Below are 22238 nucleotides of genomic sequence, written 5' to 3'. Positions count from 1 at the left end.
AAAAACAAAAAAGCTGAATTCATAAGAACTCAGCTTTTTTAATGTCACTTATTTTGCTGTGATAATTAGATTCTTTTTTTTTATCAATATCTCACTCATTAGGTTAATTAGATTTAGGCAAATTTAATCATTACCATACCAATCAGTAATAATATAATTCCACCCCATCCTTTATAATTGAGTCTTTGATTAAATAAAATCCAACCCGCGGCGATAGTTGCAATAATTCCGAATGCTCCCCAAAGTGCATAAGCTACCGAAAGCTCAATCCCTTTGACTGCCATTGCAAGCGCACTAAAAGCGCCTAACACACAAAACAGTGATAATATTCCTAATCCCATTCGGCTAAAACCGTTAGACATCTTTAAGAATATATTCGCGATAATCTCAAGCACTACGGCAAGTATTAAAAACGCACCGTGCCACCATTCAAATTGAGCTAACATAATTAAGCCTCCTTGATATTGGCAGGAATTGGCTTATTCGCTCCTTTTACAGCGCTGGCAACGTACTTGGCTTTACCAGCAATACTTTTTACCGATTCTGTTGTTTTCTTAGCAACAACCGATTTTTTAGTACCTGATTTGATAAGTGTGATCCCCGCAATTAGCATTGCTAGGCCACCTAATTTTAATGGTGAGAGTGATTCACCAAACCACAGAACGCTGAATGTCGTAATAATGACAATTCCAATACCTTCCCACAGTGCATACGCTACACCTAATGCCACTTTTTTTACGGCTATGGCTAAAAAGATATAGGAAGTGGCAATCATTAACCACATCACAATCATACCAGTGTAACCACCGCTCACACTGGCGTACTTCATAGATAAAGTACCGATAACTTCACAAACAATAGCTAATGCTAAAAATATCCAATAAATCATTTTTTCATCTCTCATACACATTCGAAATACGCCAAAACGTTTCTTGCGCAGAAGATAGAGAATATGTAGATAGTCTTTCTGGCGGCAATAGTAGCCGAACGTTAAGGCAACGTCGTTTCCTGATAACTCAGGAATTAAGATGAGAGGTTTCTATAATGCGCCACACCAGTAGTGTTCGCTGGATAAAATAGCAGAAAGGAATAACTTATAGGTAGAACGTTTAACTTTGACGCTTTTGGCGCTAGTCATGATTATTTATTCTTTCATCGCACAGACCATCCGCACGATATACTCCGAACCCTCATATAAGATGGTTAAATGTTACATGATATTTCTATCACGCCAAATTATTTAAAGCAATGCTTTTGAGGAAAAATTTTTTAGTTAATTGATTGGTTTTATTTAAGTTTTAGTTTCTAACCAAAATCAGATTGCATAGTTAATCAATGTTTTTACTATCCTTCAGTAGTTTATTCATCTAAATTGCTGTAATTATGCTTAAAGGTATTTAGCTGATACAAAAACACCCAGCATTACTGGGTGTTTTTTCTTTAGAATGGATAATCAAAATCAATTATTCAATTTCATTCCAAGAGCGGCCATCACGGGTGATCATGGCAACAGATGCAACCGGTCCCCATGTACCTGCTTGATATGGCTTAGGCAGTTCATTATCGCATTCCCATGCGTTAATGATTGAATCTACCCATTTCCATGCTTCTTCCACTTCATCACGACGCACGAATAGTGCTTGGATCCCACGCATGGCTTCTAACAATAAGCGCTCGTAAGCATCCGCTAAATGCGTTTGATTGAATGTTTCAGAGAAGCTCAAGTCTAGCTTGGTTGTTTGTAAACGGTGTTTATGATCGAGTCCCGGTGCTTTATTTAGCACTTCGATATCGATACCTTCATCTGGCTGTAAACGAATAGTCAGCTTATTTTGTGGTAACTCTTGATAAGTCTCACTGAAGATATTCAGTGCAGGCTTTTTAAAATAAACCACAACTTCTGAACATTTACTTGGTAGACGTTTACCTGTTCTTAAATAGAACGGAACACCAGCCCAACGCCAGTTGTCAATATCAGCGCGGATTGCCACAAATGTTTCTGTATTACTGGTTTTATTGGCGCCTTCTTCATCAAGATAACTGGGTACTTTTTTGCCTTGTACAAAGCCACCTGTATATTGTCCACGAACCGTCTTTTCGCGAATATTGGTGTTATCAATACGGCGTAATGAACGTAAGACTTTCACTTTTTCTTGGCGAATACTGTCAGCCGTTAAATCAGCAGGTGGTGACATCGCTATCATTGTCAGGATTTGTAATAGGTGGTTTTGCACCATATCACGCATTTGACCAGCTTGATCAAAGTATCCCCAACGCCCTTCAATACCCACTTCTTCTGCAACCGTAATTTGGACATGATCAATCGTTTTATTGTCCCAGTTATTGACAAATAGTGAGTTTGCAAAGCGCAGTGCTAATAAGTTTAAAACCGTTTCTTTACCTAAATAATGGTCAATACGATAAATTTGAGTCTCTTTAAAGTATTTCGCCACACTATCGTTAATAGAAACTGAAGACGCTAAATCTGTCCCTAATGGTTTTTCCATTACGACGCGATTAGGCTCTTTATTTAATTTTGCATGTCCTAATCCCTGACACATTGCACTAAAGGTGCTTGGAGGCATAGCAAAGTAATAGATAGCCGGTAATTTATCTTGTTTTAGATGCTTTGATAGCTCAATGAAATGGTCGGTTTCATTAACATCAAGATTACAAAAATCTAAGCGGTCACTTAAACGTTGCCATATTTCAGGTTTAATTTCTTCTTTTAAAAAGGTTTTTAACGCTTCATGAGCGACATTTTTATATGCCTCAACATCCCAATCAGCACGACCGACACCAATAATGCGAGAGTCAGGGTGAATATATCCTGCTTTTTCCAATTGATATAATGATGGAATGAGCTTACGGCGTGCTAGATCCCCTTTCGTACCGAAGATAACCAGATCACAGGCCTGAGCAGTCGATATCGCTGCCATAGAACGTCTCCTCATGATGAGATTTTGTAATTTTGTTACAGAATTTTGTATTAATGTACTCTTTTGGATGTATTCAGTAAATACACTTGCACATTTTAGTCTCTAACTTACCACACATATTGTAATGCTTCATTTTATGCCTAGTGTTTTATCCTTTCTTGTAACTTTACAACAGTTTTGTTTCTTGCTTTCAGCTTTGAAAGTTAGACACACGTCATACTTTAACGAAAAAAGCCCTGTTTACCGATGGTTTACACTGCAAGCCTTGTTCTTTGCGTAGTATATTTTCATAAAACCGTTATAGATTTCTCCTTTTATTGAAATTGGCAAAGCCAAGGATCTGTATATTTAATGAATATATTGGAAAGGGTTCAGTCTAATCTGGACATCTTGAGTAAATCAGAAAAAAAAGTCGCAGAGGCTGTTTTAACTGCGCCACAAACAGTTATCCATTCAAGTATTGCCTTAATGGCTAAAACGGCTGATGTCAGCGAACCCACTGTTAATCGATTTTGCCGACGTATGGCAACAAAAGGATTTCCTGATTTCAAATTACAATTAGCACAAAGCATTGCCAACGGTACGCCTTATGTAAATCGTAATATTGATGATTCCGATACAGTCTCTTCTTATACCAATAAAATTTTTGAATCCGCAATGGCGGGACTTGAAAACGTTAAAAACAATATTGATATCGCAGCTATCAATCGTGCAGTTGATATTTTAACGCAAGCAAAAAAAATCTCTTTTTTTGGCTTAGGTGCATCAGCAGCCGTTGCTCATGATGCCATGAACAAGTTTTCTCGTTTTAATATTCCAGTCACTTATTTTGATGATGTTATTATGCAACGTATGAGTTGCATAAATAGTACTGATGGTGATGTAGTCGTTATTATTTCACATACAGGACGCACTAAGAATTTAGTTGAAATCGCAAAAATTGCGCGTGAAAACGATGCGTCCGTCATTGCCATTACCACTCCGGACTCTCTTTTAGCCTCAGAAGCTACCCTTCCTATATTGCTTGATGTGCCTGAAGATACTGATATCTACATGCCAATGATCTCCCGCCTTGCTCAACTCACTATTATTGATGTTCTCGCAACAGGATTTATTTTACGCCGAGGACCAAAATTCAGAGATAACTTGAAGCGCGTCAAAGAAGCTTTACGTGATTCACGGTTTGATAAGTAACCGTTTTTAATTATTCTGTTAGTATTGTCACACTTCCGATTGTGCCCCTGACTAGATAAGTTTTTGGAAAATGGTAGCATATCTGCGAGCTAACTCTCGCAAACAATGAAAACAGTAGTGTATGTTGCAATTAGCTTGAAGCGTTTCACTTAACATATTGGGTAAAACACAATCTGATTTCTGTTTTATCCAATTGCCAACACCTTTCGTTCAAGGTCAACGGAGTAATACATGTCCAGACGGCTCAGAAGAACAAAAATTGTTACCACCTTAGGCCCAGCAACAGATCGTGATAATAACTTAGAAAAAATTATTATTGCTGGCGCAAATGTTGTTCGATTAAATTTCTCTCATGGTTCTGCGGAAGATCATCTTGCTCGCGCTAATCGTACCCGTGAAATTGCTGCAAGATTAGGTCGCCATGTTGCTATTCTCGGGGATTTACAAGGCCCTAAAATCCGTGTATCTACCTTTAAAGACGGAAAAGTTTTCCTGAATGTCGGTGATAAATTCTTACTTGATGCAGCGCTTGAAAAAGGCGAAGGCAACCAAAATCAAGTGGGTATCGATTATAAAGGCCTACCTGCCGACGTGGTTCCAGGCGATATTTTACTTCTTGATGATGGTCGAGTTCAGTTAAAAGTCCTCAAAGTTGATGGTTTAAAAGTCTTTACTGAAGTGACGGTTGGTGGTCCTTTATCTAACAATAAAGGCATTAATAAGCTCGGTGGAGGCCTTTCTGCTGATGCATTAACAGAAAAAGATAAGCAAGATATTATCACTGCGGCAAAAATCGGTGTTGATTACCTTGCCGTTTCATTCCCAAGAACGGGGGAAGATCTTAACCTTGCTCGCCGTTTAGCCCGTGATGCAGGCTGTGAATGCCAAATCGTTTCTAAAGTAGAACGTGCTGAAGCGGTTGCTAATGATGAAATCATTGATGAAATTATTCTTGCTTCTGATGTGGTGATGGTTGCTCGTGGCGATTTAGGTGTTGAAATTGGTGATCCTGAGCTGGTTGGTGTACAGAAAAAATTAATTCGTCGTGCTCGTCAGCTTAATCGTGTCGTTATCACTGCCACTCAAATGATGGAATCAATGATAACAAATCCAATGCCAACTCGTGCTGAAGTAATGGACGTTGCTAACGCCGTATTAGATGGCACGGATGCTGTTATGCTTTCAGCAGAAACCGCAGCAGGACAATATCCAGCAGAAACGGTCGCTTCAATGGCGCAGGTCTGCTTAGGTGCTGAAAAAATGCCAGCCGCCAATGTTTCTAAGCATCGTTTAGATATGGTGTTTGATACAGTGGAAGAAGCCATTGCGATGTCTACAATGTATGCAGCTAACCATATGAAAGGCGTTAATGCGATTATTGCGATGACTGAATCTGGTCGTACAGCACGCATGATGTCTCGTATCAGTACAGGTTTACCGATTTTCTCAATGTCTCGTCATGAGAAAACATTGAATCAGACCGCACTTTATCGTGGTGTAACACCCGTTTATTGCAGTACTCACACTGATGGTATTGCCGCTGCTAATGAAGCAATTGCTCGTTTACGAGATAAAGGTTTCTTAGTTTCTGGTGATTTAGTGTTAGTGACTCAAGGTGACCAAATGGGCACTGTCGGTAGTACTAATACCTGCCGTATTCTGACTGTTGAATAACACAAAGTCCTAAACCTTAATAACCAAACGGGCACTTAATAAAGTGCCCGTTTTATTTATTTCTTTTTTGTGCAAGAACTAGTCCAAAATATTCTCACGAGCATAAGGCTCTATTTCGCCCTCTTTACGTGTCTTCAGTAATTTTAAGATCCACGTATATTGCTCTGGTGTTGGTGTCACTAGTGCTTCTAACTCTTCATTCATTCTACGTGCAATGTACGCATCATCTTTATCTTCAATATCATCCATTGGTTCACGAACAATAATACTAAGCTGATGTGTTTTATGACAATACACTGGAAACAGAGGCACAATAGCCGCTCGGCACACTTTCATTAACCGCCCAATTGCAGGTAATGTCGCTTTATAGGTACCGAAAAAATCCACAAATTGACTATGCTCTGCACCATGATCTTGGTCTGGTAAATAATAGCCCCAGTAACCTTGTCGCACAGAAGAAATAAAAGGCTTAATACCTGCTTCGCGTGAATGTAATCTGCCATCAAAATGATGACGTGCTTTATTCCATAAATAATCAGCAACGGGATCTTTTTGGTGATGGAACATTGCAGCCATTTTCTGACCTGTTGATGCTAACAACATTGCAGGGATATCAACTGCCCATCCATGAGGTACCATAAAAATAACATTACGGCCTTGCTCTTTAAAACGCTCAATAATTTCTAATCCCTGCCAAGATGTGCGCTTTAATATACGCTCAGGACCTCTTAAACAAAGCTCAGCTAACATCACAAAGGATTGAGGCGCAGTTTCAAACATACTGTCGAGTACATTTTCTCGTTGCGTTTTATTCCATGTTGGAAAACAGTATCTCAAGTTGATATCTGCACGACGTCTTGCACTTTTCGCTTTACGTCCAACAAAACGACCAATAGAAGCAAGAAATGGATCACGCCATTTTACTGGCATATAAGCCAATGCACTTAATACACCTGCACCTAACCATGTTCCCCAATGACGAGGATGCAAATAGGCACGGTGAAAAGTGGGTACATAACCCGCTTTGCTATCTGTATCTTTTTCTTTATTCATCAGATAACTCTCTGAACTGATACCCCAAATAGGCGTAAAAAACATTAAAACAAAAACGGATGATATCAATCATCCGCTTTTATGTCTTTAAAATCGTGTTTATTGTCAATCGGCTAGCACTAATTGAGGCTTAATCTCTTTTACTTTAGCGAGATATTCTTGTTTATCTTTACCTGTTAAACCATCAGCACGAGGCAATGTTGCCGTTAGTGGATTGACTGCTTGTTGGTTGATCCACAGCTCATAATGTAAATGAGGTCCCGTAGAACGTCCTGTATTGCCTGATAACGCAATTCTATCTCCACGCTTAACACGTTGCCCAGGTTTTACAAGTAATTGGCGTAAGTGCATATAACGTGTCGTATATTGGCTACCATGACGAATAGCGATAAAGTTACCTGCGGCACCGCTGTATTTAGCCACAATAACTTCGCCATCCCCTGTTGCTAATACCGGTGTACCTACTGGCATAGCAAAGTCGACACCTTTATGAGCAGCTAAACGACCTGTAACAGGATTAATACGACGAGGGTTAAATTGAGAGGAAACTCTAAACTGCTTCACTGTTGGGAATCGCATAAATCCACGTTCTAATCCACCAGCTTGGCTATCATAAAAACGGCCATCTTCAGCAAGGAAAGCATAGTAGTCTTTACCAGCGCTGCGTAAACGCACACCAATAAGTTCACTTTGTTCTGTACGACCGTCAAGCACTTCGCGAGAAAAAAGTGCTGCAAATTGATCGCCACTTTGTAGTTTTTTAAAGTCTACTTGCCATTGCAATGCTTTAGTCACTGCGCGTGCTTCTGAATTAGTTAAACCTGCATTCGTTGCACTAACAGAGAAACTCCCACGAATAACACCAGTGGTAACACTATTTTTCCACTCACCTTTTTGAAACTCTTTTGTCTCTTTAAAGCCCGTTTCTGTACGGGTATAAACTCGAGTTTCACGGCGAGAAACACCCCAACTTAACTCTTTTAGTAATCCATTATCATCAAGCTCCCAACTAATAGATTGCCCGATTTTAAGATTTCTAAGATCTTTATTTTGATTAGAGATAGTTGCAATATCAGCTGAGTCAATACCAAACTGAGTGAGTATTGAACTTAATGAATCCCCACTAGAGACGATATAAGTATGAGGAACTTGTGCAACTGCGGTACTCGTATCTGTGCCATCTTCCGCACCAACTAATCCTTCATCGGTAAGTTGATCACTACTATCAGTGATAATGTCATCCGTATTTTCATCTTGATTGGTAAGCGGCATTTGAATGCTGACAGGAACTTCTCGGCTTTGCTCATTTTGAAGAACCACTGGTCGCCAAATTGCGACGGCCAGTGTTGCTGCAGTTAACGAACCGAGCATGATCTTATGTGGGAGTGGTAAACTTAAATATACCTGTGCAATGGATTTCTTCTGCTGCACGTTCTTAATTCCTTATTGTGTTTCATTCAGGCAGCTCGCATATTGGTTAGCTAGTTGGGTAAGGAATTTTATATAGCTCTCTTGAGTCAGAGCAATCCCACTTCCTAGGGGGTCTAATACACCCATTTTAACCCCAGTGCCTTTCGCCACTGTTTCTATTACTGTCGGCCTAAATTGTGGCTCAGCAAAAATGCAAGTTGCTTTTTGCTCAACCAACTGTGTTCGTATTTGATGTAATTTCTGCGCACCCGGCTGTATTTCAGGGTTGATCGTAAAATGACCTAACGGCTTTAAATTATAATGTTTTTCGAAGTAGCCATAAGCATCATGAAAGACAAAATAACCCTTATTTCTCACAGGCGACAGAATATTAACAAGATTCTTATCAGTTTGCTTGAGTTGTTCGCTGAATTTACCTAGGTTTACGTCCAGAAGTTCTTTTTTATCTGGATACAGCGCAATTAACCTTTTGTGGATCTGTTTTGCAGACGACAACGCAATCTCTGGTGATAACCAGATGTGCATATTATAATCACCGTGAGAATGATGTTCGTGATTTTCCTCATGTTTATGCACATTGTCATCATCATCTTTCAATAAAAGTGACTTTATTTCGTTAGTTTCCGCTAAAGCCAACTTATGATTGTCATTAAGTCTGTTTAATGGCTTATCTAAAAACACTTCCATATCAGGCCCTACCCATACCATCAGGTCTGCAGAGGTGATTTTTTTCAAATCAGAGGGTTTTAATGCATAATCGTGTGGAGATGCCCCATCTGGTAATAAAACTTCCGTTGGTGTTACTCCATCAGCGATAGCAGCAGCAATAAATCCTAATGGTCTAATGGAAACGACAACATCAGCCTGCACTGAAGCACTGAATGAGCTTATCATCGCTGTCGCTAAAAATGATTTCAATAAAAAACGGTGCGCAAATTTGTTGTTTTTATGTAACATAGGAAGAATTCTCGTGAATCATCATTGGAAATGTTATATTATAACGTTTCAATGATTCTGCAAGTGCTAATTTTATGTCTGACTTGATTTGTTTAAAATCGGTTTGTGTTTCTTTTGGTGAAAGAGAAATTCTAAAAGATATCTCTTTTGATCTAAAAGCAGGCCGTATTCTTACTTTGCTTGGCCCTAATGGTGCGGGTAAATCTACAGTTATCCGTTTAGTTCTTGGTTTATTAAATCCAACCTCAGGAAAAGTTGAGCGTCAAAATGCGCTACGCGTGGGCTATGTGCCACAAAAACTTTATCTTGATCCCACAATGCCACTCACGGTTAAACGGTTTATGACACTAAAACCGGGTGTTCATGATAAAGATATTCTCCCAGCTTTAGAACAAGTTAATGCGGCGAAATTAATCGATCAGCCTATGCAGAAACTTTCTGGTGGTGAGTCTCAACGAGTCTTATTAGCAAGAGCGTTGCTTAATCAGCCCCAACTTTTAGTTTTAGATGAACCCACTCAAGGTGTTGATGTTAATGGTCAATTAGCACTTTATGATTTAATTAATCAGCTTCGTCACGAATTAGGTTGTGCCATCTTAATGGTTTCTCATGATCTTCATCTTGTAATGGCAAAAACGGACGAAGTCCTCTGCTTAAATGGTCATATTTGCTGTTCAGGCACACCTGACGTCGTTTCTTCTCATCCTGAATTTATTGCCATGTTTGGAAGTCGTGGTGCTGAGCAACTTGGTATTTATCGTCATCATCACCAGCATAGTAAGGAGTGTCGTCATGATTGAGTTGCTGTTACCGGGTTGGATTGCCGGTATGCTCTTAGCAATGGCGGCGGGTCCTTTGGGCTCTTTTGTCGTTTGGCGTCGTATGTCTTATTTTGGTGATACCTTAGCGCACGCTTCACTACTCGGTGTTGCGTTTGGTTTACTGTTTAATATCGAGCCTTTTTACGCAGTTATTGCCGTCACGCTTCTTCTCGCTATTCTATTGGTTTGGTTAGAATTAAAACCTCAACTTTCTGTCGATACGCTTTTAGGGATCATGGCACACAGTGCTCTTTCTTTAGGGCTTGTGGTCGTCAGTTTAATGTCGAATGTGCGTGTTGATTTAATGGCTTATCTATTTGGTGATTTACTGTCAGTAAACTATCAAGACGTTATCAGTATTTTTATTGGTGTTGTGATTGTTTTATTTGTCATTATTCGCTCATGGCGCCCACTGCTCTCCATGACTATCAATCAAGATATGGCATTTGTTGATGGTGTGAATATTCAGCGAGAACGTTTAAAGCTAATGATGATCACCGCGTTAACTATTGGTTTAGCCATGAAATTTGTAGGTGCGCTGATCATTACCTCTTTACTGATCATTCCTGCGGCAACAGCACGTCGTTTTGCTCGTTCTCCAGAACAAATGGCTCTGATTGCAATCGCTGTTGGTATGTTGGCAATTACGGGCGGTTTAACATTCTCTGCTTTCTATGATACCCCTGCTGGCCCATCTGTTGTTTTAGCCGCAAGTTGCCTATTTATCTTGAGTTTATTTGCACCCACTAAACAATAATTATTCCCCGTACATTAGATAAAAACAACCCCCAACAACACAATGTTCTTGGGGTTTGTTTTTATCTTTTTTCAGTTGAATATCTGAAAATTAATCTTTCTATTTTTTGTTTAATTCAACTTCATCTATGGGTGCATAAATTAGCACATGAACATCCGCTAAAGGTTCCATTGCGCTTTTAATTTTTTCATACACCACAGACCATTCTAGGCCACCTAAACCCGCCCCTAAAGGTGGGATGGCAATAGATTTAATATTGCGCTGTTTAATTTCATCAACCAGTGTAATTAATCCAGCTTCAATATCTTCAATACAACTTGCATTTCGCCAGTGTCGTTTTGTTGGAAAATTGACAATAAAACGAGGATGAGTCTCTTTTTGTATCTCATAAATAAACATTACACCGGGTGTCAGCTCTTTATTTTTACACGCTAAAGCATAAGCTTTAAAATTATCAGGCCATGCTTTTTTAAACTGTAAGGCGATACCCCGCCCCATTACACCAACACAATTGACGGCATTTACAATCGCCTCGGTGTTTGCATGTAAAAGATTGCCTCGAGTCAGTTCTATCATTTAAATCACCTTCAGCTTCATACTGATATAAATATTAAGGCTCTTCTACAATACGATTAAAATGACGATAGGCATGATTAGTCGCAACTCGACCTCTTGGTGTGCGCTGAATAAAACCTTGCTGAATTAAATAAGGTTCTAATACGTCTTCTATAGTTTCACGCTCTTCACCAATAGCTGCCGCAAGGTTATCTAATCCTACTGGACCACCCATAAATTTATCAATGATGGCAAAAAGAAGTTTACGATCTAAATAGTCAAAACCTGCCGCATCCACATTCAACATGTCCAGTGCTTTAGAAGCGGTATCCTCATCAATGGCACCATTACCTTTTACCTGTGCAAAGTCTCGTACACGGCGTAATAATCGGTTAGTAATACGAGGGGTTCCTCGTGAACGCATAGCAATTTGGCGAGCGCCTTCGTCTGTCATCTCTAATCCCATAAAACTAGCACTGCGAGAGACAATGTGCTGGAGATCGTCAACATTATAAAACTCAAGACGTTGAACAATACCAAAACGGTCACGCAATGGAGATGTTAAAGAGCCAGCCCTTGTGGTGGCGCCCACTAAGGTGAATGGTGGTAGATCTATTTTAATTGAGCGAGCGGCTGGCCCTTCACCAATCATAATATCAAGCTGATAATCTTCCATTGCAGGATAAAGAATTTCTTCAACCACGGGAGAAAGGCGATGGATTTCATCAATAAACAGCACGTCATGAGGTTCAAGGTTAGTTAGCATAGCCGCTAAATCACCCGCTTTTTCAAGTACAGGGCCTGATGTCGTACGTAAATTAACCCCCATTTCATTTGCAATGATATTTGCTAATGTGGTTTTACCCAATCCTGGTGGGCCAAAGATAAGTAAATGATCGAGCGCATCCTGACGTAATTTAGCTGCCTGAATAAAAATCTCCATTTGTTCTCGAACTTGAGGTTGCCCAACATATTCGGCAAGAGATTTAGGGCGAATAGCCCTATCAATAATTTCTTCTTCAGGTTGTTGAATTTCTGCTGAAATCAGGCGATCTGCTTCAATCACAATGTGTTACTCCTAAATAGCCGCACGCAACGCTTCTTTAATAAGTGTTTCGCTATCTGTACCCAGTTTTGCCACTTTGCTGATCATTTTTGCAGCTTCTTGTGGTTTATAGCCTAATGCGATTAATGCAGCAGAGGCTTCGGCTTCAATATCAGCCGCTTTTGGCGCTTTAGGTGAAGTGCTTTCTGGTAGCTCGATATCACTATTTTCGAATAAATCACCATTAAGACCTTTAAAGCGATCTTTCATTTCAACCACTAAACGTTCAGCGGTTTTCTTACCTACACCCGGTAATTTCACTAATGAAGTGATAGATTCATTTTCAATAGCTGTTACAAATTGGCGAGCAGACATGCCAGATAAAATGGCTAAAGCAAGTTTAGGCCCCACTCCATTTACTTTAATTAATTCACGAAAGAGTGCGCGCTCTTGTTTTTGGTTAAAACCATAAAGTAATTGTGCATCTTCACGTACGATAAATTGCGTGTAGATAATGGCTTCTTGGCCAATATCAGGCAATTCATAAAAACAGGTCATTGGCATATTGATTTCATAACCTACACCATTACCTGCCTCGATCAGCACCACTGGTGGCTGTTTTTCAAGAATAATTCCTCTGATACGACCTATCACCCTAACGCCTCCGCAAAAATAATTACGTCAAGTTTATAACATAAAAAAAGCTGGACGTATATCCAGCTTGTGAAAAACCAAAGACATTTGCCAAGATAACAACTTATCTTAACCGACCTCGCGTTAAAACCAGACGCGGATCACCTACACGTAATAAATTTTGGTTAAAGTGACAATGTGTTATCGCAATTGCTAATGCATCGGCAGCATCCGATTGTGGTGCGGCGGATAATTTTAATATTGAACGCACCATATGCTGTACTTGGCTTTTTTCAGCCGCCCCTGTGCCCACAACAGTTTGTTTGACTTGGCGAGCCGCATATTCAAAAACGGGTAGATCGTTATTAACTGCCGCAAGTATTGCTACACCACGTGCTTGCCCAAGTTTAAGTGCAGAGTCAGCATTTTTAGCCATAAACACTTGCTCAACTGCAAATACATCTGGCGAAAACTGAGTAATGATTTCGCTAACACCTGCATAAATACGTTTAAGTCGATTAGGAAGGTCGGGAACTTGTGTGCGAATACAACCGCTTCCCAAATAGATAAGTTGTCGCCCTTGCTGTCGAATTACGCCGTAGCCTGTAACACGCGAACCGGGGTCTATACCTAAAATGATAGCCATATCAATTCCTGTTGCCGATATGGTCGATGGCGAGAGAAAAGAGCAAAAAATCTGCTCTGCTCTTCTCTTCGCACTTTTAATAACAGCGTTAAACACCGTTATTTTCGATAATCGCTAGAACAATTACAGGATATCTTCCAGTTGTTTTGCAACTTCATCTGAGATATCACCGTTGTGATATACTTCTTGCACGTCATCACTGTCTTCTAACATATCGATAAGACGCATTAATTTTGGTGCAGTTTCAATATCTAATTCTGCTTTAGTCGATGGGATCATCGAAACTTCTGCTGATTCAGCCACAAAACCTGCTGCATCCATTGCATCTTTTACTTCACCAAAAGATTCTGGTGTGGTGTAAACATCAATAGCACCATCATCAAAAGTCTCAACGTCATCAGCGCCTGCTTCTAACGCGGCTTCCATAACAGCATCTTCATCAACACCCGGTGCGTATGAAATAACACCTTTTTTGGTAAACAGATAAGATACAGAACCATCTGTTCCTAAGTTACCACCTGTTTTGGTAAATGCATGGCGAACATCGGAAACAGTACGGTTACGATTATCACTTAAGCATTCAACCATCACAGCAGTACCTGCTGGGCCATAGCCTTCATAAATGATGGTTTCCATATTATCGTTGTCATCATTACCCACACCACGTGCGATTGCACGGTTTAAGGTATCACGAGTCATGTTGTTCGATAATGCTTTATCAACTGCCGCACGTAAACGCGGGTTAGTTGCAGGATCACCACCACCTAAACGTGCTGCTGTAACTAATTCACGGATGATTTTAGTGAAAATTTTACCGCGTTTCGCATCTTGCGCTGCTTTACGGTGTTTTGTATTGGCCCATTTACTATGACCTGCCATGAAATATCTCCAAACGTGGTCTAATCATTAAATAACAAATTCTTCAATCGCTTGCTGATTACTGGCGGATTTTGTTAATTTTGCCGCCAGTGGCGCGTCTAGCCATTGGTATTGCGAATGCTCAGTTAGCACAATATCTCGCTCTGCGGGCAGTGCTAATGTAAACCAATGTTCCTGACAATGTGTAACATCTGGTGCATAACGATGCCGAAAATGTGCAAAAATCTCAAAAAGAATTGAGCGATGGCAATCCACCAGCTCAAGATTTTCTTTTATGATATCAATTCCAACCTCTTCTTGCACTTCGCGCAATGCCGTTTGAAAAGGCGTTTCTTCCGCTTCTAAACTGCCGGTCACAGATTGCCAGAAATCAGGATCATCTCGACGCTTCAGCATAAGCACCCGTTTGGTCTCTTTTGCATAAATAACAACTAAAACGGATATCGGGCGCTTATATTTCATCATTTACTCTTTATCTTCGCTAACTTCTTTTTGAGTTACTGCAATTGCTAACTCTTTTAAAGACTCTTCATTAGCAAAGCTTGGTGCATTAGTCATTAAACACGCAGCGGCAGTTGTTTTAGGGAAAGCAATAACATCACGAATGTTATCAGTACCCGTTAACAACATCACTAAGCGGTCTAAACCAAATGCTAAACCTGCATGTGGTGGAGTACCAAATTTAAGCGCATCTAATAAGAAACCAAATTTCTCTTGTTGCTCATTCGGTGCAATACCTAAAATGCTAAATACTGCTTGTTGCATTTCATTACGGTGAATACGCACTGAACCGCCACCCACTTCATAACCATTGATAACCATATCATAAGCATTTGCTACAGCACCTACTGGGTGCGCAGTCAATTCAGCTGGTGATAAGTCTTTTGGAGAAGTAAATGGATGGTGCATCGCACTTAAGCTACCGGTTTCTTCATCTTCTTCAAACATTGGGAAATCAATAACCCACAATGGTTTCCATGCATTTAAATCGGTCAGTTCAAGATCACGACCCACTTTCAGACGCAGAGCGCCCATTGCATCACTCATTGTGCCTTTACGGCCCGCACCAAAGAAGATTAAATCGCCGTCGGTTGCGCCTGTTGTTTCTAAAATTGAGTTAACAACATCGTTAGTCAAGAATTTAGCAATTGGGCTTTGTACACCTTCAATACCTTTCGCGCTTTCGTTGACTTTCATCCACGCAAGGCCTTTAGCACCATAAATACCAACAAACTGTGTATATTCGTCGATATTTTTACGGGTTAATGATGCGCCACCCGGTACACGCAATGCGATAACACGGCATCTTTCATCATTTGCCGCTTGTGCAAATACACTGAACTCAACATCTTTGACTAAATCAGCAATGTCTTTAAGTTCCATTGGGTTACGTAAATCTGGTTTGTCTGAACCATAACGACGCATTGCTTCAGCAAAAGTCATTACTGGGAACGCACCTAAATCGACATTCAGAATATCTAACCATAATGCATGGATCATACGCTCCATCACTTCGCGCACTTGGTCTGCACTCATGAAAGAGGTTTCAACATCGATTTGTGTAAATTCAGGCTGACGATCAGCACGTAAGTCTTCATCACGGAAGCATTTTACGATTTGATAATAACGATCAAAGCCAGACATCATCAGTAGCTGTTTAAAAAGCTGCGGTGATTGTGGTAATGCGTAGAATTTACCTTTATGTACACGGCTTGGAACTAAATAGTCACGCGCACCTTCTGGTGTCGCTTTTGTCAGCATTGGGGTTTCAACATCAAGGAAACCTTCACCATCCATAAAACGGCGAACAAAGCTTGTGATTTTAGCACGGGTTTTTAAGCGATCTGACATTTCAGGGCGACGCAAGTCTAAATAACGATAAGTTAAACGACGCTCTTCTGTATTTGTTTGATTGCTATCTAACGGTAATGGCTCTGAACGGTTAAAAATAGACAGAGATTCTGCCGCTAACTCAATTTCACCTGTTGCCATATTTTTATTAACTTGGCTATCAGGACGAGCGCGTACTGTTCCTGTGACTTGAATACAAAATTCATTACGCAGTTCTGAAGCCTGAGAAAATGCCTCTTTCTGCTCTGGGTCAAAGAAGACTTGAACAATACCTTCGCGATCTCGCATATCAATAAAGATAAGTCCACCTAAGTCACGGCGACGGTTAACCCAACCACAAAGAGTCACTTTTTGGCCCACATGGGCACTATTCAACTGCCCACAATAATTAGTACGCATACAATATCCTTTTACTCAGCTTGTTGTGCTTTCTGCTGCGGAAATTTTGGCAATAGTCTTTTTCGAGTAGTGTCAAAAAAAAGGCAGACATTATAACGAAAATTCTTCCTGGAGATAAGAGTATAGACCTAGTTTATATGATACATCTTTTCAAGGATTTGCTAATCCCCAAACAATTAATTAATAATAATTATTTATAGCGACAGAAGTCGCTTTGAGGTTTATCATTAAATTTGCCGTTTTTTGGCTTTGGCAATGGAGAAAAGATGGTTAGCTCGCTTTATATCGTACTGGGCGCACTATTATTGATTAAATTGTCCCTCAATGTCGTAAAACTCAGAACACAATATCGGGTTGCTTATGGTGATGGTGGCTTTTATGAATTACAAACAGCCATCCGTGTTCACGGCAATGCGGTAGAATATATTCCGATTTCCATGATCTTATTACTGGTCATGGAAATGAATGGTGCTTTTGTTTGGATGGTACACATCTGTGGCTCAATTTTAATCGCAGGTCGTTTTTTACACTCTTATGGATTAAAACACCGTGAACTTCGTTGGCGTCGTTCAGGCATGGCAGCCACTTACTTATCAATGGTATTGATGATCATTGCTAATATTTATTTCCTTCCTTGGATACAAATCTTTTCCTTTTATTACTAAGTCCTCGCGGGAATAACATGATCATCCATGATCAAAACCGACATCCTTGCTGTTGTGTCTAATAACGGCAAGGTATCAAAAAGGTTTATTTATTTTTTCTAATTTCTTTCTAAATAATGCAACTTTGTGAGCACCGTCGCTTCTGGTAGAATGCTTGCTTCTTTTATTCCTTAAACCTATTTTAGTTATGTCGAATTCAAAATCATCACAACAAGACAGCTTATTTGCGACACCTATCGCTAACCTTGGTGACTGGCGCTTTGACGAAAAAGTCGCTGAAGTGTTTCCTGATATGATAAAACGCTCAGTACCGGGTTACTCAAATATTATCTCCATGATTGGTATGCTTGCAGGTCGCTTTGTTACACCCAATAGCCAAGTCTACGATTTAGGCTGTTCTTTAGGTGCAGCAACCCTTTCCATGCGTCGTAATATTGATGCTGTGGGTTGCAAAATTATTGGTGTTGATAATTCACCGGCAATGGTAGAACGTTGTCAGCGCCATATTGATGCCTATAAAGCAGATACACCCGTTGATATTATTGAAGGTGATATTCTTGATATCGAGATCAACAATGCCTCAATGGTCGTGCTTAACTTCACCTTGCAATTCTTAGCACCAAACGATCGCCAAATATTATTAAACCGAATTTACCAAGGTCTTAATCCCGGCGGAGTGTTAGTACTTTCTGAAAAATTCAGTTTTGAAGATAAAGAAATAGGTGAGTTATTGTTTAATATGCACCATGATTTCAAACGTGCTAACGGCTACAGCGAATTAGAGATTAGCCAAAAACGCAGCATGTTAGAAAATGTCATGCTGACTGATTCTGTTGAAACGCATAAAACTCGCTTACATAATGCAGGTTTCCCGCATGCGGAAGTTTGGTTCCAATGTTTTAATTTCGGCTCTCTTTTAGCGATTAAAGGCAATAATGAATGATTAATTTTGGCTCGTTTTATCAACTTATTGCGCAAGATGAGCGCTTATTTCATTGGTTAGATACATTACCTGCTCAATTATCAGAATGGCGTTCAAATGCGTTACACGGTCACTTTTCCTCATGGGAAAAAATGCTCGATGGCTTGCCAGAAATTACCCCTACTGAGATTGACTTAAAAAATGGTGTAATTGCCCAACATACTCCAGCATTAAGCGCAGGCGAGCAACTGGGACTAAGCAACGTTTTAAAAAATTTAATGCCGTGGCGTAAAGGTCCTTTTTCACTTTATGGCGTCGATATCGACACAGAATGGCGCTCAGATTGGAAATGGGATCGTGTTTTACCACATCTTTCACCACTTGAAGGCCGTTTAGTGTTAGATGTTGGCTGTGGCAGTGGTTACCACATGTGGCGCATGCTAGGTGAAGGCGCAGAATTTGTTATTGGGATCGACCCTACCCAACTTTTCTTATGTCAATTTGAAGCAGTCAGAAAATTATTAGGCAATGACCAACGCGCACATTTAATCCCTGTTGGCATTGAGCAAATGCCAGAGTTAAATGCCTTCGATACCGTATTCTCTATGGGTGTACTTTATCATCGCCGCTCACCTCTTGATCATTTATGGCAATTAAAAAACCAATTAGTTTCTGGTGGCGAATTAGTATTAGAAAGCCTTGTTGTCGATGGAGATGAATTTCAATGCCTGATCCCAGGTGAACGCTATGCACAAATGCGTAATGTGTACTTTATTCCATCTGCAAAAATGCTGAAAGTTTGGCTAGAAAAATGTGGCTTTAAAGATGTGCGCATTGTCGATGAAAACACAACCTCTCTTGATGAACAACGTAAAACGGATTGGATGGTAACGGATTCATTAGACGCATTCTTAGATGCTGATGATAAAACAAAAACAGTTGAAGGTTATCCTGCACCTAAACGAGCAATATTAATTGCAACCAAACCCTAAGCCTTATTTATTTTAAGTGTGTTACAGATAATCATTACAAAAAGGGTATCTTATAGAGATATCCTTTTTTTCTATCTTAAATTGTATTTTTAAAATCACTTCTTATAAATTAAACCTTATTTACATTGATAAAATTGACTCTATAAAAGATCATCATGGCGAAATATAAAGAAAATAAACAAGCTAAACAAAAAAGGATCGCACAACAAAAACAGCAATCACTGGTTCTTAACGAGCACCGAAAAGAGAATAAAAAACGAGAACTCTTTTTTTCTAATCAAAATTTTTTAGAGAATGAATCATCCATTATACTTACGCCATTACAGCGTAAAATCAGTGAGTTATTCTCTTGGTTTGATTATTTTACTCAATTCTTTTATATCACTTTTATTATTACCGCATGGTGTTATCCCGCGTTATTTAGCGTTCAAACCATTTATAATTTAACCGTCATTTTTATCTTTGAGTTTGTTCTTGTTCATTCAGGTTTGTTTATGGCTGTATTAGCACGAACTAAACTTATTTTTGTTCTTATCCCTGTTTATAGTGTATTCGCCTTTATGATTAATAGTTTTGTTATGGGCGATGAAAACATTGTACTTTGGCTCTACGCGGTTATTGTCGCTAATCGCCTTATTGGTAGCTATCAAGCAAAAAGCAGAGATGCCTGGAATAAAAATGTTCTTAACTCCGCATATATGACGCTCAACTTTCTATTTTGCATCTTCTTAATTGCAATAATTCGCTTTATTGTTCCTTATGGTGGATTAACACCTGAATATTTAGACAAAGTAAATTATTTAAAGTTAATCACCTCACATAGTGAATATTTTAATGCACCTCATGTTGGCATGGCGTTAGGAACACTTTTATATACCATTCCTTTTATTTTTCTGACAATGACAATGTTTTCACCTCTTTATAGAAAAATTAAATTCAAATTTAGCTATAATAAAGAAAAAGCAACACGCGGATCACGACGTTAATCGCCTATTGATCTGGGCGTATTTATAGCTATAATGAGCGCGTTAAATTACCTATTTTATTTTTAAGAAGGCACTTCCCTACGATGAATTAAATTCTGCCAGAAAATTTTTTCAAATACCTTTTGGGGTATTCATTTTCTGTTACTGGCAGACAATAATTTATTTCGTCGCATCTAAAAAAGATCACGGCTGTCTGCCACCTATTTCGCTTAGGAGGTATCATTATGACAATAGCCTGTCACTTCTCACAACTTACTATCGAATTTAATCAACAAGCTCTTTTTCCACCACTAACTCGCTCATTGGCTTGTCAGCAAAATGCATTAATCGGTCATAACGGTAAAGGAAAATCTGTACTATTAAGATTATTAGCACAAAAAATATTACCGACCTCAGGTCAAGTTAATTGGAATATGCCTTTTGTTCACGTTGATCAATTAACCCGATTACAAGGTGATACACTTGCTCAAGCGTTAAATATTCATGAAATTTATCAAGCATTCCAACGCGTTGATGCAGGTATTGCTACATTAGAAGATATTGAGTTACTCGATGGCAAATGGCAACTTCCGGTTACGTGGCAAAATTTATTAGATTCAGCGCAACTCCCTGTTGCATTAGATACCCCTATTGCACATCTAAGTGGTGGAGAACAGACACGTTTAGCACTTTGCCGCGCTTTTTTATGTGAGCAGAGTTTTCTGCTCTTAGATGAGCCAGATAACCATCTTGATTATCAAGGTCAACAATGGCTAATAAAACAGTTAGCTCAGCACAAAGCAGGCTCTCTTATTGTTAGTCACAATCGAAACTTGCTCTCATATGCGAGCACTATTCTTGAATTAAGTGAGAAAGGTTTATCTGAATATGGCGGAAATTATACTTTATATGAGACACAAAAAGGTGCAGAAATAGCATCGTTGGAAGCTGCAAGCGACCGACTAAGCAACCAAATTAAAAATGAGAAACGTCAGCAACAAGCCACATTACAAAAAGCTGCGCAACGGAAACGACAAGGCGAATCAATTAGAAAAAGTGGCTCTCAGTGTCTTCTTTTATTAGATATGCAGACAAATCGGGCTGAGCAGAGACAATCAGCGGTTGCAAAGCGTCATCAACGCGTAATCGATGATATGCAATCTCAAAAGCAAGGTGTTGATGAGGAAAAGTCACATGTTCATCAGCAAAAAATAGTGCTGAATTATCAAAGTGATGGCCACCGTTTAAATGTATTTGTTGATAATCTTCAACTTCCATATGGTTATCAACATCCTATTTCATTTTCAGCTTACGGTAATGAACATTGGCATATTAAAGGTAAGAATGGATGTGGGAAATCAACGTTATTAAAATGTTTGATTGAACAATTCGCACCAATTTCTGGTGAGTTTCGTCTAAACAAAGACTATTGCTATCTTGACCAACACCTTGCTTTACTTGATAAAACATTGCCTGTTGCACAAGCACTACATCAATATCAGCCGGCTATTTCTATCGAGCAATGGCGAACACGTCTTGGGATGTTGAGAATTAGAGGTGATAAATCTTTACTACCGCTTGAAATGCTAAGTGGTGGCGAACAATTAAAAGCAACGTTATTGGCTTTAACACATAGTCCAAAACCACCTGCGGTATTATTACTTGATGAGCCAGATAATCACCTTGATATCGAGTCCAAACAACTATTGGAAAATTTACTCGTTGAATATCAAGGTACATTATTACTGGTTTCGCATGATGAAGCTTTTGTGGAACAATGTGGTATTACACATACGTTGTTATTAGACGAGATTATATAAAAAACTGCGCCATAAAAGGCGCAGTTCTAAAATCTTTAAT

23 protein-coding genes are annotated in these 22238 nt (G+C 39.4%); 10 read left to right on the top strand and 13 right to left on the bottom strand.

Annotation, left to right across the window (positions count from 1 at the left end; translation table 11 throughout):
- Positions 1-113: 113 nt before the first annotated feature.
- The 3 genes from mdtI to zwf all read right to left on the bottom strand — a co-directional run bounded on the left by mdtI (position 114) and on the right by zwf (position 2939).
- The gene (gene mdtI, locus GTK47_RS12070; RefSeq protein ID WP_165123472.1) at positions 114-446 is read right to left on the bottom strand and encodes a multidrug/spermidine efflux SMR transporter subunit MdtI; all 333 of its coding nucleotides are present in this window, start codon (positions 444-446) and stop codon (positions 114-116) included.
- A gap of 2 nt (positions 447-448) precedes the next feature.
- Positions 449-889 carry a multidrug/spermidine efflux SMR transporter subunit MdtJ gene (mdtJ, locus tag GTK47_RS12065; RefSeq protein WP_165123470.1) on the bottom strand — a complete coding sequence of 147 codons (441 nt, stop codon included), beginning with the start codon at positions 887-889 and terminating at the stop codon, positions 449-451.
- Positions 890-1463: 574 nt separating this feature from the next.
- On the bottom strand, positions 1464-2939 hold the full coding sequence (gene zwf, locus GTK47_RS12060) for a glucose-6-phosphate dehydrogenase (protein WP_165123468.1): 1476 nt from the start codon (positions 2937-2939) through the stop codon (positions 1464-1466).
- 351 nt (positions 2940-3290) lie between these two features.
- Here zwf and GTK47_RS12055 point away from each other — a divergent pair, with 351 nt between their 5' ends.
- Positions 3291-4133 carry a MurR/RpiR family transcriptional regulator gene (locus GTK47_RS12055; RefSeq protein ID WP_165123466.1) on the top strand — a complete coding sequence of 281 codons (843 nt, stop codon included), beginning with the start codon at positions 3291-3293 and terminating at the stop codon, positions 4131-4133.
- A gap of 231 nt (positions 4134-4364) precedes the next feature.
- Entirely contained in the window at positions 4365-5807 is a 1443-nt protein-coding gene (gene pyk, locus GTK47_RS12050; protein ID WP_165123464.1) for a pyruvate kinase, read from the top strand.
- Between the two features lie 78 nt (positions 5808-5885).
- On the opposite strand, the gene lpxM is transcribed toward pyk, so the two are convergent.
- From lpxM to znuA, 3 genes are all read right to left on the bottom strand, one after another.
- Positions 5886-6860, bottom strand: coding sequence for a lauroyl-Kdo(2)-lipid IV(A) myristoyltransferase (lpxM, locus tag GTK47_RS12045; RefSeq protein ID WP_100159386.1), 975 nt, complete (start codon positions 6858-6860; stop codon positions 5886-5888).
- 105 nt (positions 6861-6965) lie between these two features.
- Complete coding sequence (gene mepM, locus GTK47_RS12040; RefSeq protein WP_165123462.1) at positions 6966-8291, bottom strand: murein DD-endopeptidase MepM; 1326 nt, start codon at positions 8289-8291, stop codon at positions 6966-6968.
- Between the two features lie 12 nt (positions 8292-8303).
- On the bottom strand, positions 8304-9248 hold the full coding sequence (gene znuA, locus GTK47_RS12035) for a zinc ABC transporter substrate-binding protein ZnuA (protein ID WP_165123460.1): 945 nt from the start codon (positions 9246-9248) through the stop codon (positions 8304-8306).
- Between the two features lie 74 nt (positions 9249-9322).
- Here znuA and znuC point away from each other — a divergent pair, with 74 nt between their 5' ends.
- Together znuC and znuB are read left to right on the top strand one after the other, a co-directional pair.
- Positions 9323-10048 (top strand): zinc ABC transporter ATP-binding protein ZnuC, encoded by a 726-nt coding sequence (znuC, locus tag GTK47_RS12030; RefSeq protein WP_165123458.1) that lies wholly within the window; start codon positions 9323-9325, stop codon positions 10046-10048.
- Positions 10041-10826, top strand: coding sequence for a zinc ABC transporter permease subunit ZnuB (gene znuB / locus GTK47_RS12025; protein WP_075671069.1), 786 nt, complete (start codon positions 10041-10043; stop codon positions 10824-10826). The genes znuC and znuB overlap by 8 nt, the downstream gene beginning before the upstream one ends.
- A 99-nt stretch (positions 10827-10925) precedes the next feature.
- Here znuB and GTK47_RS12020 read toward each other — a convergent pair whose 3' ends face one another.
- From GTK47_RS12020 to ruvC, 4 genes are all read right to left on the bottom strand, one after another.
- The gene (locus GTK47_RS12020) at positions 10926-11402 is read right to left on the bottom strand and encodes a macro domain-containing protein (RefSeq protein ID WP_165123456.1); all 477 of its coding nucleotides are present in this window, start codon (positions 11400-11402) and stop codon (positions 10926-10928) included.
- 34 nt (positions 11403-11436) lie between these two features.
- A complete protein-coding gene (gene ruvB, locus GTK47_RS12015; protein ID WP_036936637.1) occupies positions 11437-12447 on the bottom strand; it encodes a Holliday junction branch migration DNA helicase RuvB in 1011 nt (336 codons plus the stop codon).
- A gap of 12 nt (positions 12448-12459) precedes the next feature.
- Positions 12460-13080, bottom strand: coding sequence for a Holliday junction branch migration protein RuvA (gene ruvA, locus GTK47_RS12010; protein WP_075671063.1), 621 nt, complete (start codon positions 13078-13080; stop codon positions 12460-12462).
- A 103-nt stretch (positions 13081-13183) separates the two neighbouring features.
- On the bottom strand, positions 13184-13705 hold the full coding sequence (gene ruvC, locus GTK47_RS12005; protein WP_006536599.1) for a crossover junction endodeoxyribonuclease RuvC: 522 nt from the start codon (positions 13703-13705) through the stop codon (positions 13184-13186).
- On the opposite strand from ruvC, the gene GTK47_RS20625 reads away from it, so the two are divergent.
- Positions 13695-13823 carry a hypothetical protein gene (locus GTK47_RS20625; RefSeq protein WP_261245050.1) on the top strand — a complete coding sequence of 43 codons (129 nt, stop codon included), beginning with the start codon at positions 13695-13697 and terminating at the stop codon, positions 13821-13823. The two genes, ruvC and GTK47_RS20625, sit on opposite strands and share 11 nt — an antisense overlap.
- A gap of 5 nt (positions 13824-13828) precedes the next feature.
- Here the strand turns inward: GTK47_RS20625 and GTK47_RS12000 are convergent, their stop codons facing one another.
- The 3 genes from GTK47_RS12000 to aspS are packed head-to-tail and all read right to left on the bottom strand — an operon-like array spanning position 13829 to position 16834.
- Entirely contained in the window at positions 13829-14584 is a 756-nt protein-coding gene (locus GTK47_RS12000) for a YebC/PmpR family DNA-binding transcriptional regulator (RefSeq protein WP_088495455.1), read from the bottom strand.
- Positions 14585-14611: 27 nt separating this feature from the next.
- Positions 14612-15046 (bottom strand): dihydroneopterin triphosphate diphosphatase, encoded by a 435-nt coding sequence (nudB, locus tag GTK47_RS11995; protein WP_165126598.1) that lies wholly within the window; start codon positions 15044-15046, stop codon positions 14612-14614.
- A 3-nt stretch (positions 15047-15049) separates the two neighbouring features.
- Entirely contained in the window at positions 15050-16834 is a 1785-nt protein-coding gene (gene aspS / locus GTK47_RS11990) for an aspartate--tRNA ligase (protein ID WP_165123454.1), read from the bottom strand.
- 266 nt (positions 16835-17100) lie between these two features.
- Between aspS and GTK47_RS11985 the strand changes: the two genes are divergently transcribed.
- From GTK47_RS11985 to GTK47_RS11965, 5 genes are all read left to right on the top strand, one after another.
- Entirely contained in the window at positions 17101-17499 is a 399-nt protein-coding gene (locus tag GTK47_RS11985) for an MAPEG family protein (protein WP_023582071.1), read from the top strand.
- Positions 17500-17686: 187 nt separating this feature from the next.
- Entirely contained in the window at positions 17687-18442 is a 756-nt protein-coding gene (gene cmoA, locus GTK47_RS11980; RefSeq protein WP_165123452.1) for a carboxy-S-adenosyl-L-methionine synthase CmoA, read from the top strand.
- A complete protein-coding gene (gene cmoB, locus GTK47_RS11975; RefSeq protein ID WP_165123450.1) occupies positions 18439-19413 on the top strand; it encodes a tRNA 5-methoxyuridine(34)/uridine 5-oxyacetic acid(34) synthase CmoB in 975 nt (324 codons plus the stop codon). The genes cmoA and cmoB overlap by 4 nt, the downstream gene beginning before the upstream one ends.
- A gap of 155 nt (positions 19414-19568) precedes the next feature.
- Complete coding sequence (locus tag GTK47_RS11970; protein ID WP_165123448.1) at positions 19569-20399, top strand: hypothetical protein; 831 nt, start codon at positions 19569-19571, stop codon at positions 20397-20399.
- Positions 20400-20623: 224 nt separating this feature from the next.
- The gene (locus GTK47_RS11965; RefSeq protein ID WP_165123446.1) at positions 20624-22198 is read left to right on the top strand and encodes an ATP-binding cassette domain-containing protein; all 1575 of its coding nucleotides are present in this window, start codon (positions 20624-20626) and stop codon (positions 22196-22198) included.
- Positions 22199-22238: the final 40 nt, after the last annotated feature.

Source organism: Proteus sp. ZN5 (genome assembly GCF_011046025.1).
GTDB lineage: Bacteria > Pseudomonadota > Gammaproteobacteria > Enterobacterales > Enterobacteriaceae > Proteus.
This window is presented reverse-complemented; position numbering and strand designations above follow the sequence as displayed.

Excerpts from the sequence above, each read along its gene's own strand:
- mdtI (WP_165123472.1), bottom strand. The coding sequence starts at position 446 with ATGTTAGCTCAATTTGAATGGTGGCACGGTGCGTTTTTAATACTTGCC.
- mdtJ (WP_165123470.1), bottom strand. The coding sequence starts at position 889 with ATGATTTATTGGATATTTTTAGCATTAGCTATTGTTTGTGAAGTTATC.
- zwf (WP_165123468.1), bottom strand. The coding sequence starts at position 2,939 with ATGGCAGCGATATCGACTGCTCAGGCCTGTGATCTGGTTATCTTCGGT.
- GTK47_RS12055 (WP_165123466.1), top strand. The coding sequence starts at position 3,291 with ATGAATATATTGGAAAGGGTTCAGTCTAATCTGGACATCTTGAGTAAA.
- pyk (WP_165123464.1), top strand. The coding sequence starts at position 4,365 with ATGTCCAGACGGCTCAGAAGAACAAAAATTGTTACCACCTTAGGCCCA.
- lpxM (WP_100159386.1), bottom strand. The coding sequence starts at position 6,860 with ATGAATAAAGAAAAAGATACAGATAGCAAAGCGGGTTATGTACCCACT.
- znuA (WP_165123460.1), bottom strand. The coding sequence starts at position 9,248 with ATGTTACATAAAAACAACAAATTTGCGCACCGTTTTTTATTGAAATCA.
- znuC (WP_165123458.1), top strand. The coding sequence starts at position 9,323 with ATGTCTGACTTGATTTGTTTAAAATCGGTTTGTGTTTCTTTTGGTGAA.
- znuB (WP_075671069.1), top strand. The coding sequence starts at position 10,041 with ATGATTGAGTTGCTGTTACCGGGTTGGATTGCCGGTATGCTCTTAGCA.
- GTK47_RS12020 (WP_165123456.1), bottom strand. The coding sequence starts at position 11,402 with ATGATAGAACTGACTCGAGGCAATCTTTTACATGCAAACACCGAGGCG.
- GTK47_RS20625 (WP_261245050.1), top strand. The coding sequence starts at position 13,695 with ATGATAGCCATATCAATTCCTGTTGCCGATATGGTCGATGGCGAGAGA.
- ruvC (WP_006536599.1), bottom strand. The coding sequence starts at position 13,705 with ATGGCTATCATTTTAGGTATAGACCCCGGTTCGCGTGTTACAGGCTAC.
- GTK47_RS12000 (WP_088495455.1), bottom strand. The coding sequence starts at position 14,584 with ATGGCAGGTCATAGTAAATGGGCCAATACAAAACACCGTAAAGCAGCG.
- nudB (WP_165126598.1), bottom strand. The coding sequence starts at position 15,046 with ATGAAATATAAGCGCCCGATATCCGTTTTAGTTGTTATTTATGCAAAA.
- aspS (WP_165123454.1), bottom strand. The coding sequence starts at position 16,834 with ATGCGTACTAATTATTGTGGGCAGTTGAATAGTGCCCATGTGGGCCAA.
- GTK47_RS11985 (WP_023582071.1), top strand. The coding sequence starts at position 17,101 with ATGGTTAGCTCGCTTTATATCGTACTGGGCGCACTATTATTGATTAAA.
- cmoA (WP_165123452.1), top strand. The coding sequence starts at position 17,687 with ATGTCGAATTCAAAATCATCACAACAAGACAGCTTATTTGCGACACCT.
- cmoB (WP_165123450.1), top strand. The coding sequence starts at position 18,439 with ATGATTAATTTTGGCTCGTTTTATCAACTTATTGCGCAAGATGAGCGC.
- GTK47_RS11970 (WP_165123448.1), top strand. The coding sequence starts at position 19,569 with ATGGCGAAATATAAAGAAAATAAACAAGCTAAACAAAAAAGGATCGCA.
- GTK47_RS11965 (WP_165123446.1), top strand. The coding sequence starts at position 20,624 with ATGACAATAGCCTGTCACTTCTCACAACTTACTATCGAATTTAATCAA.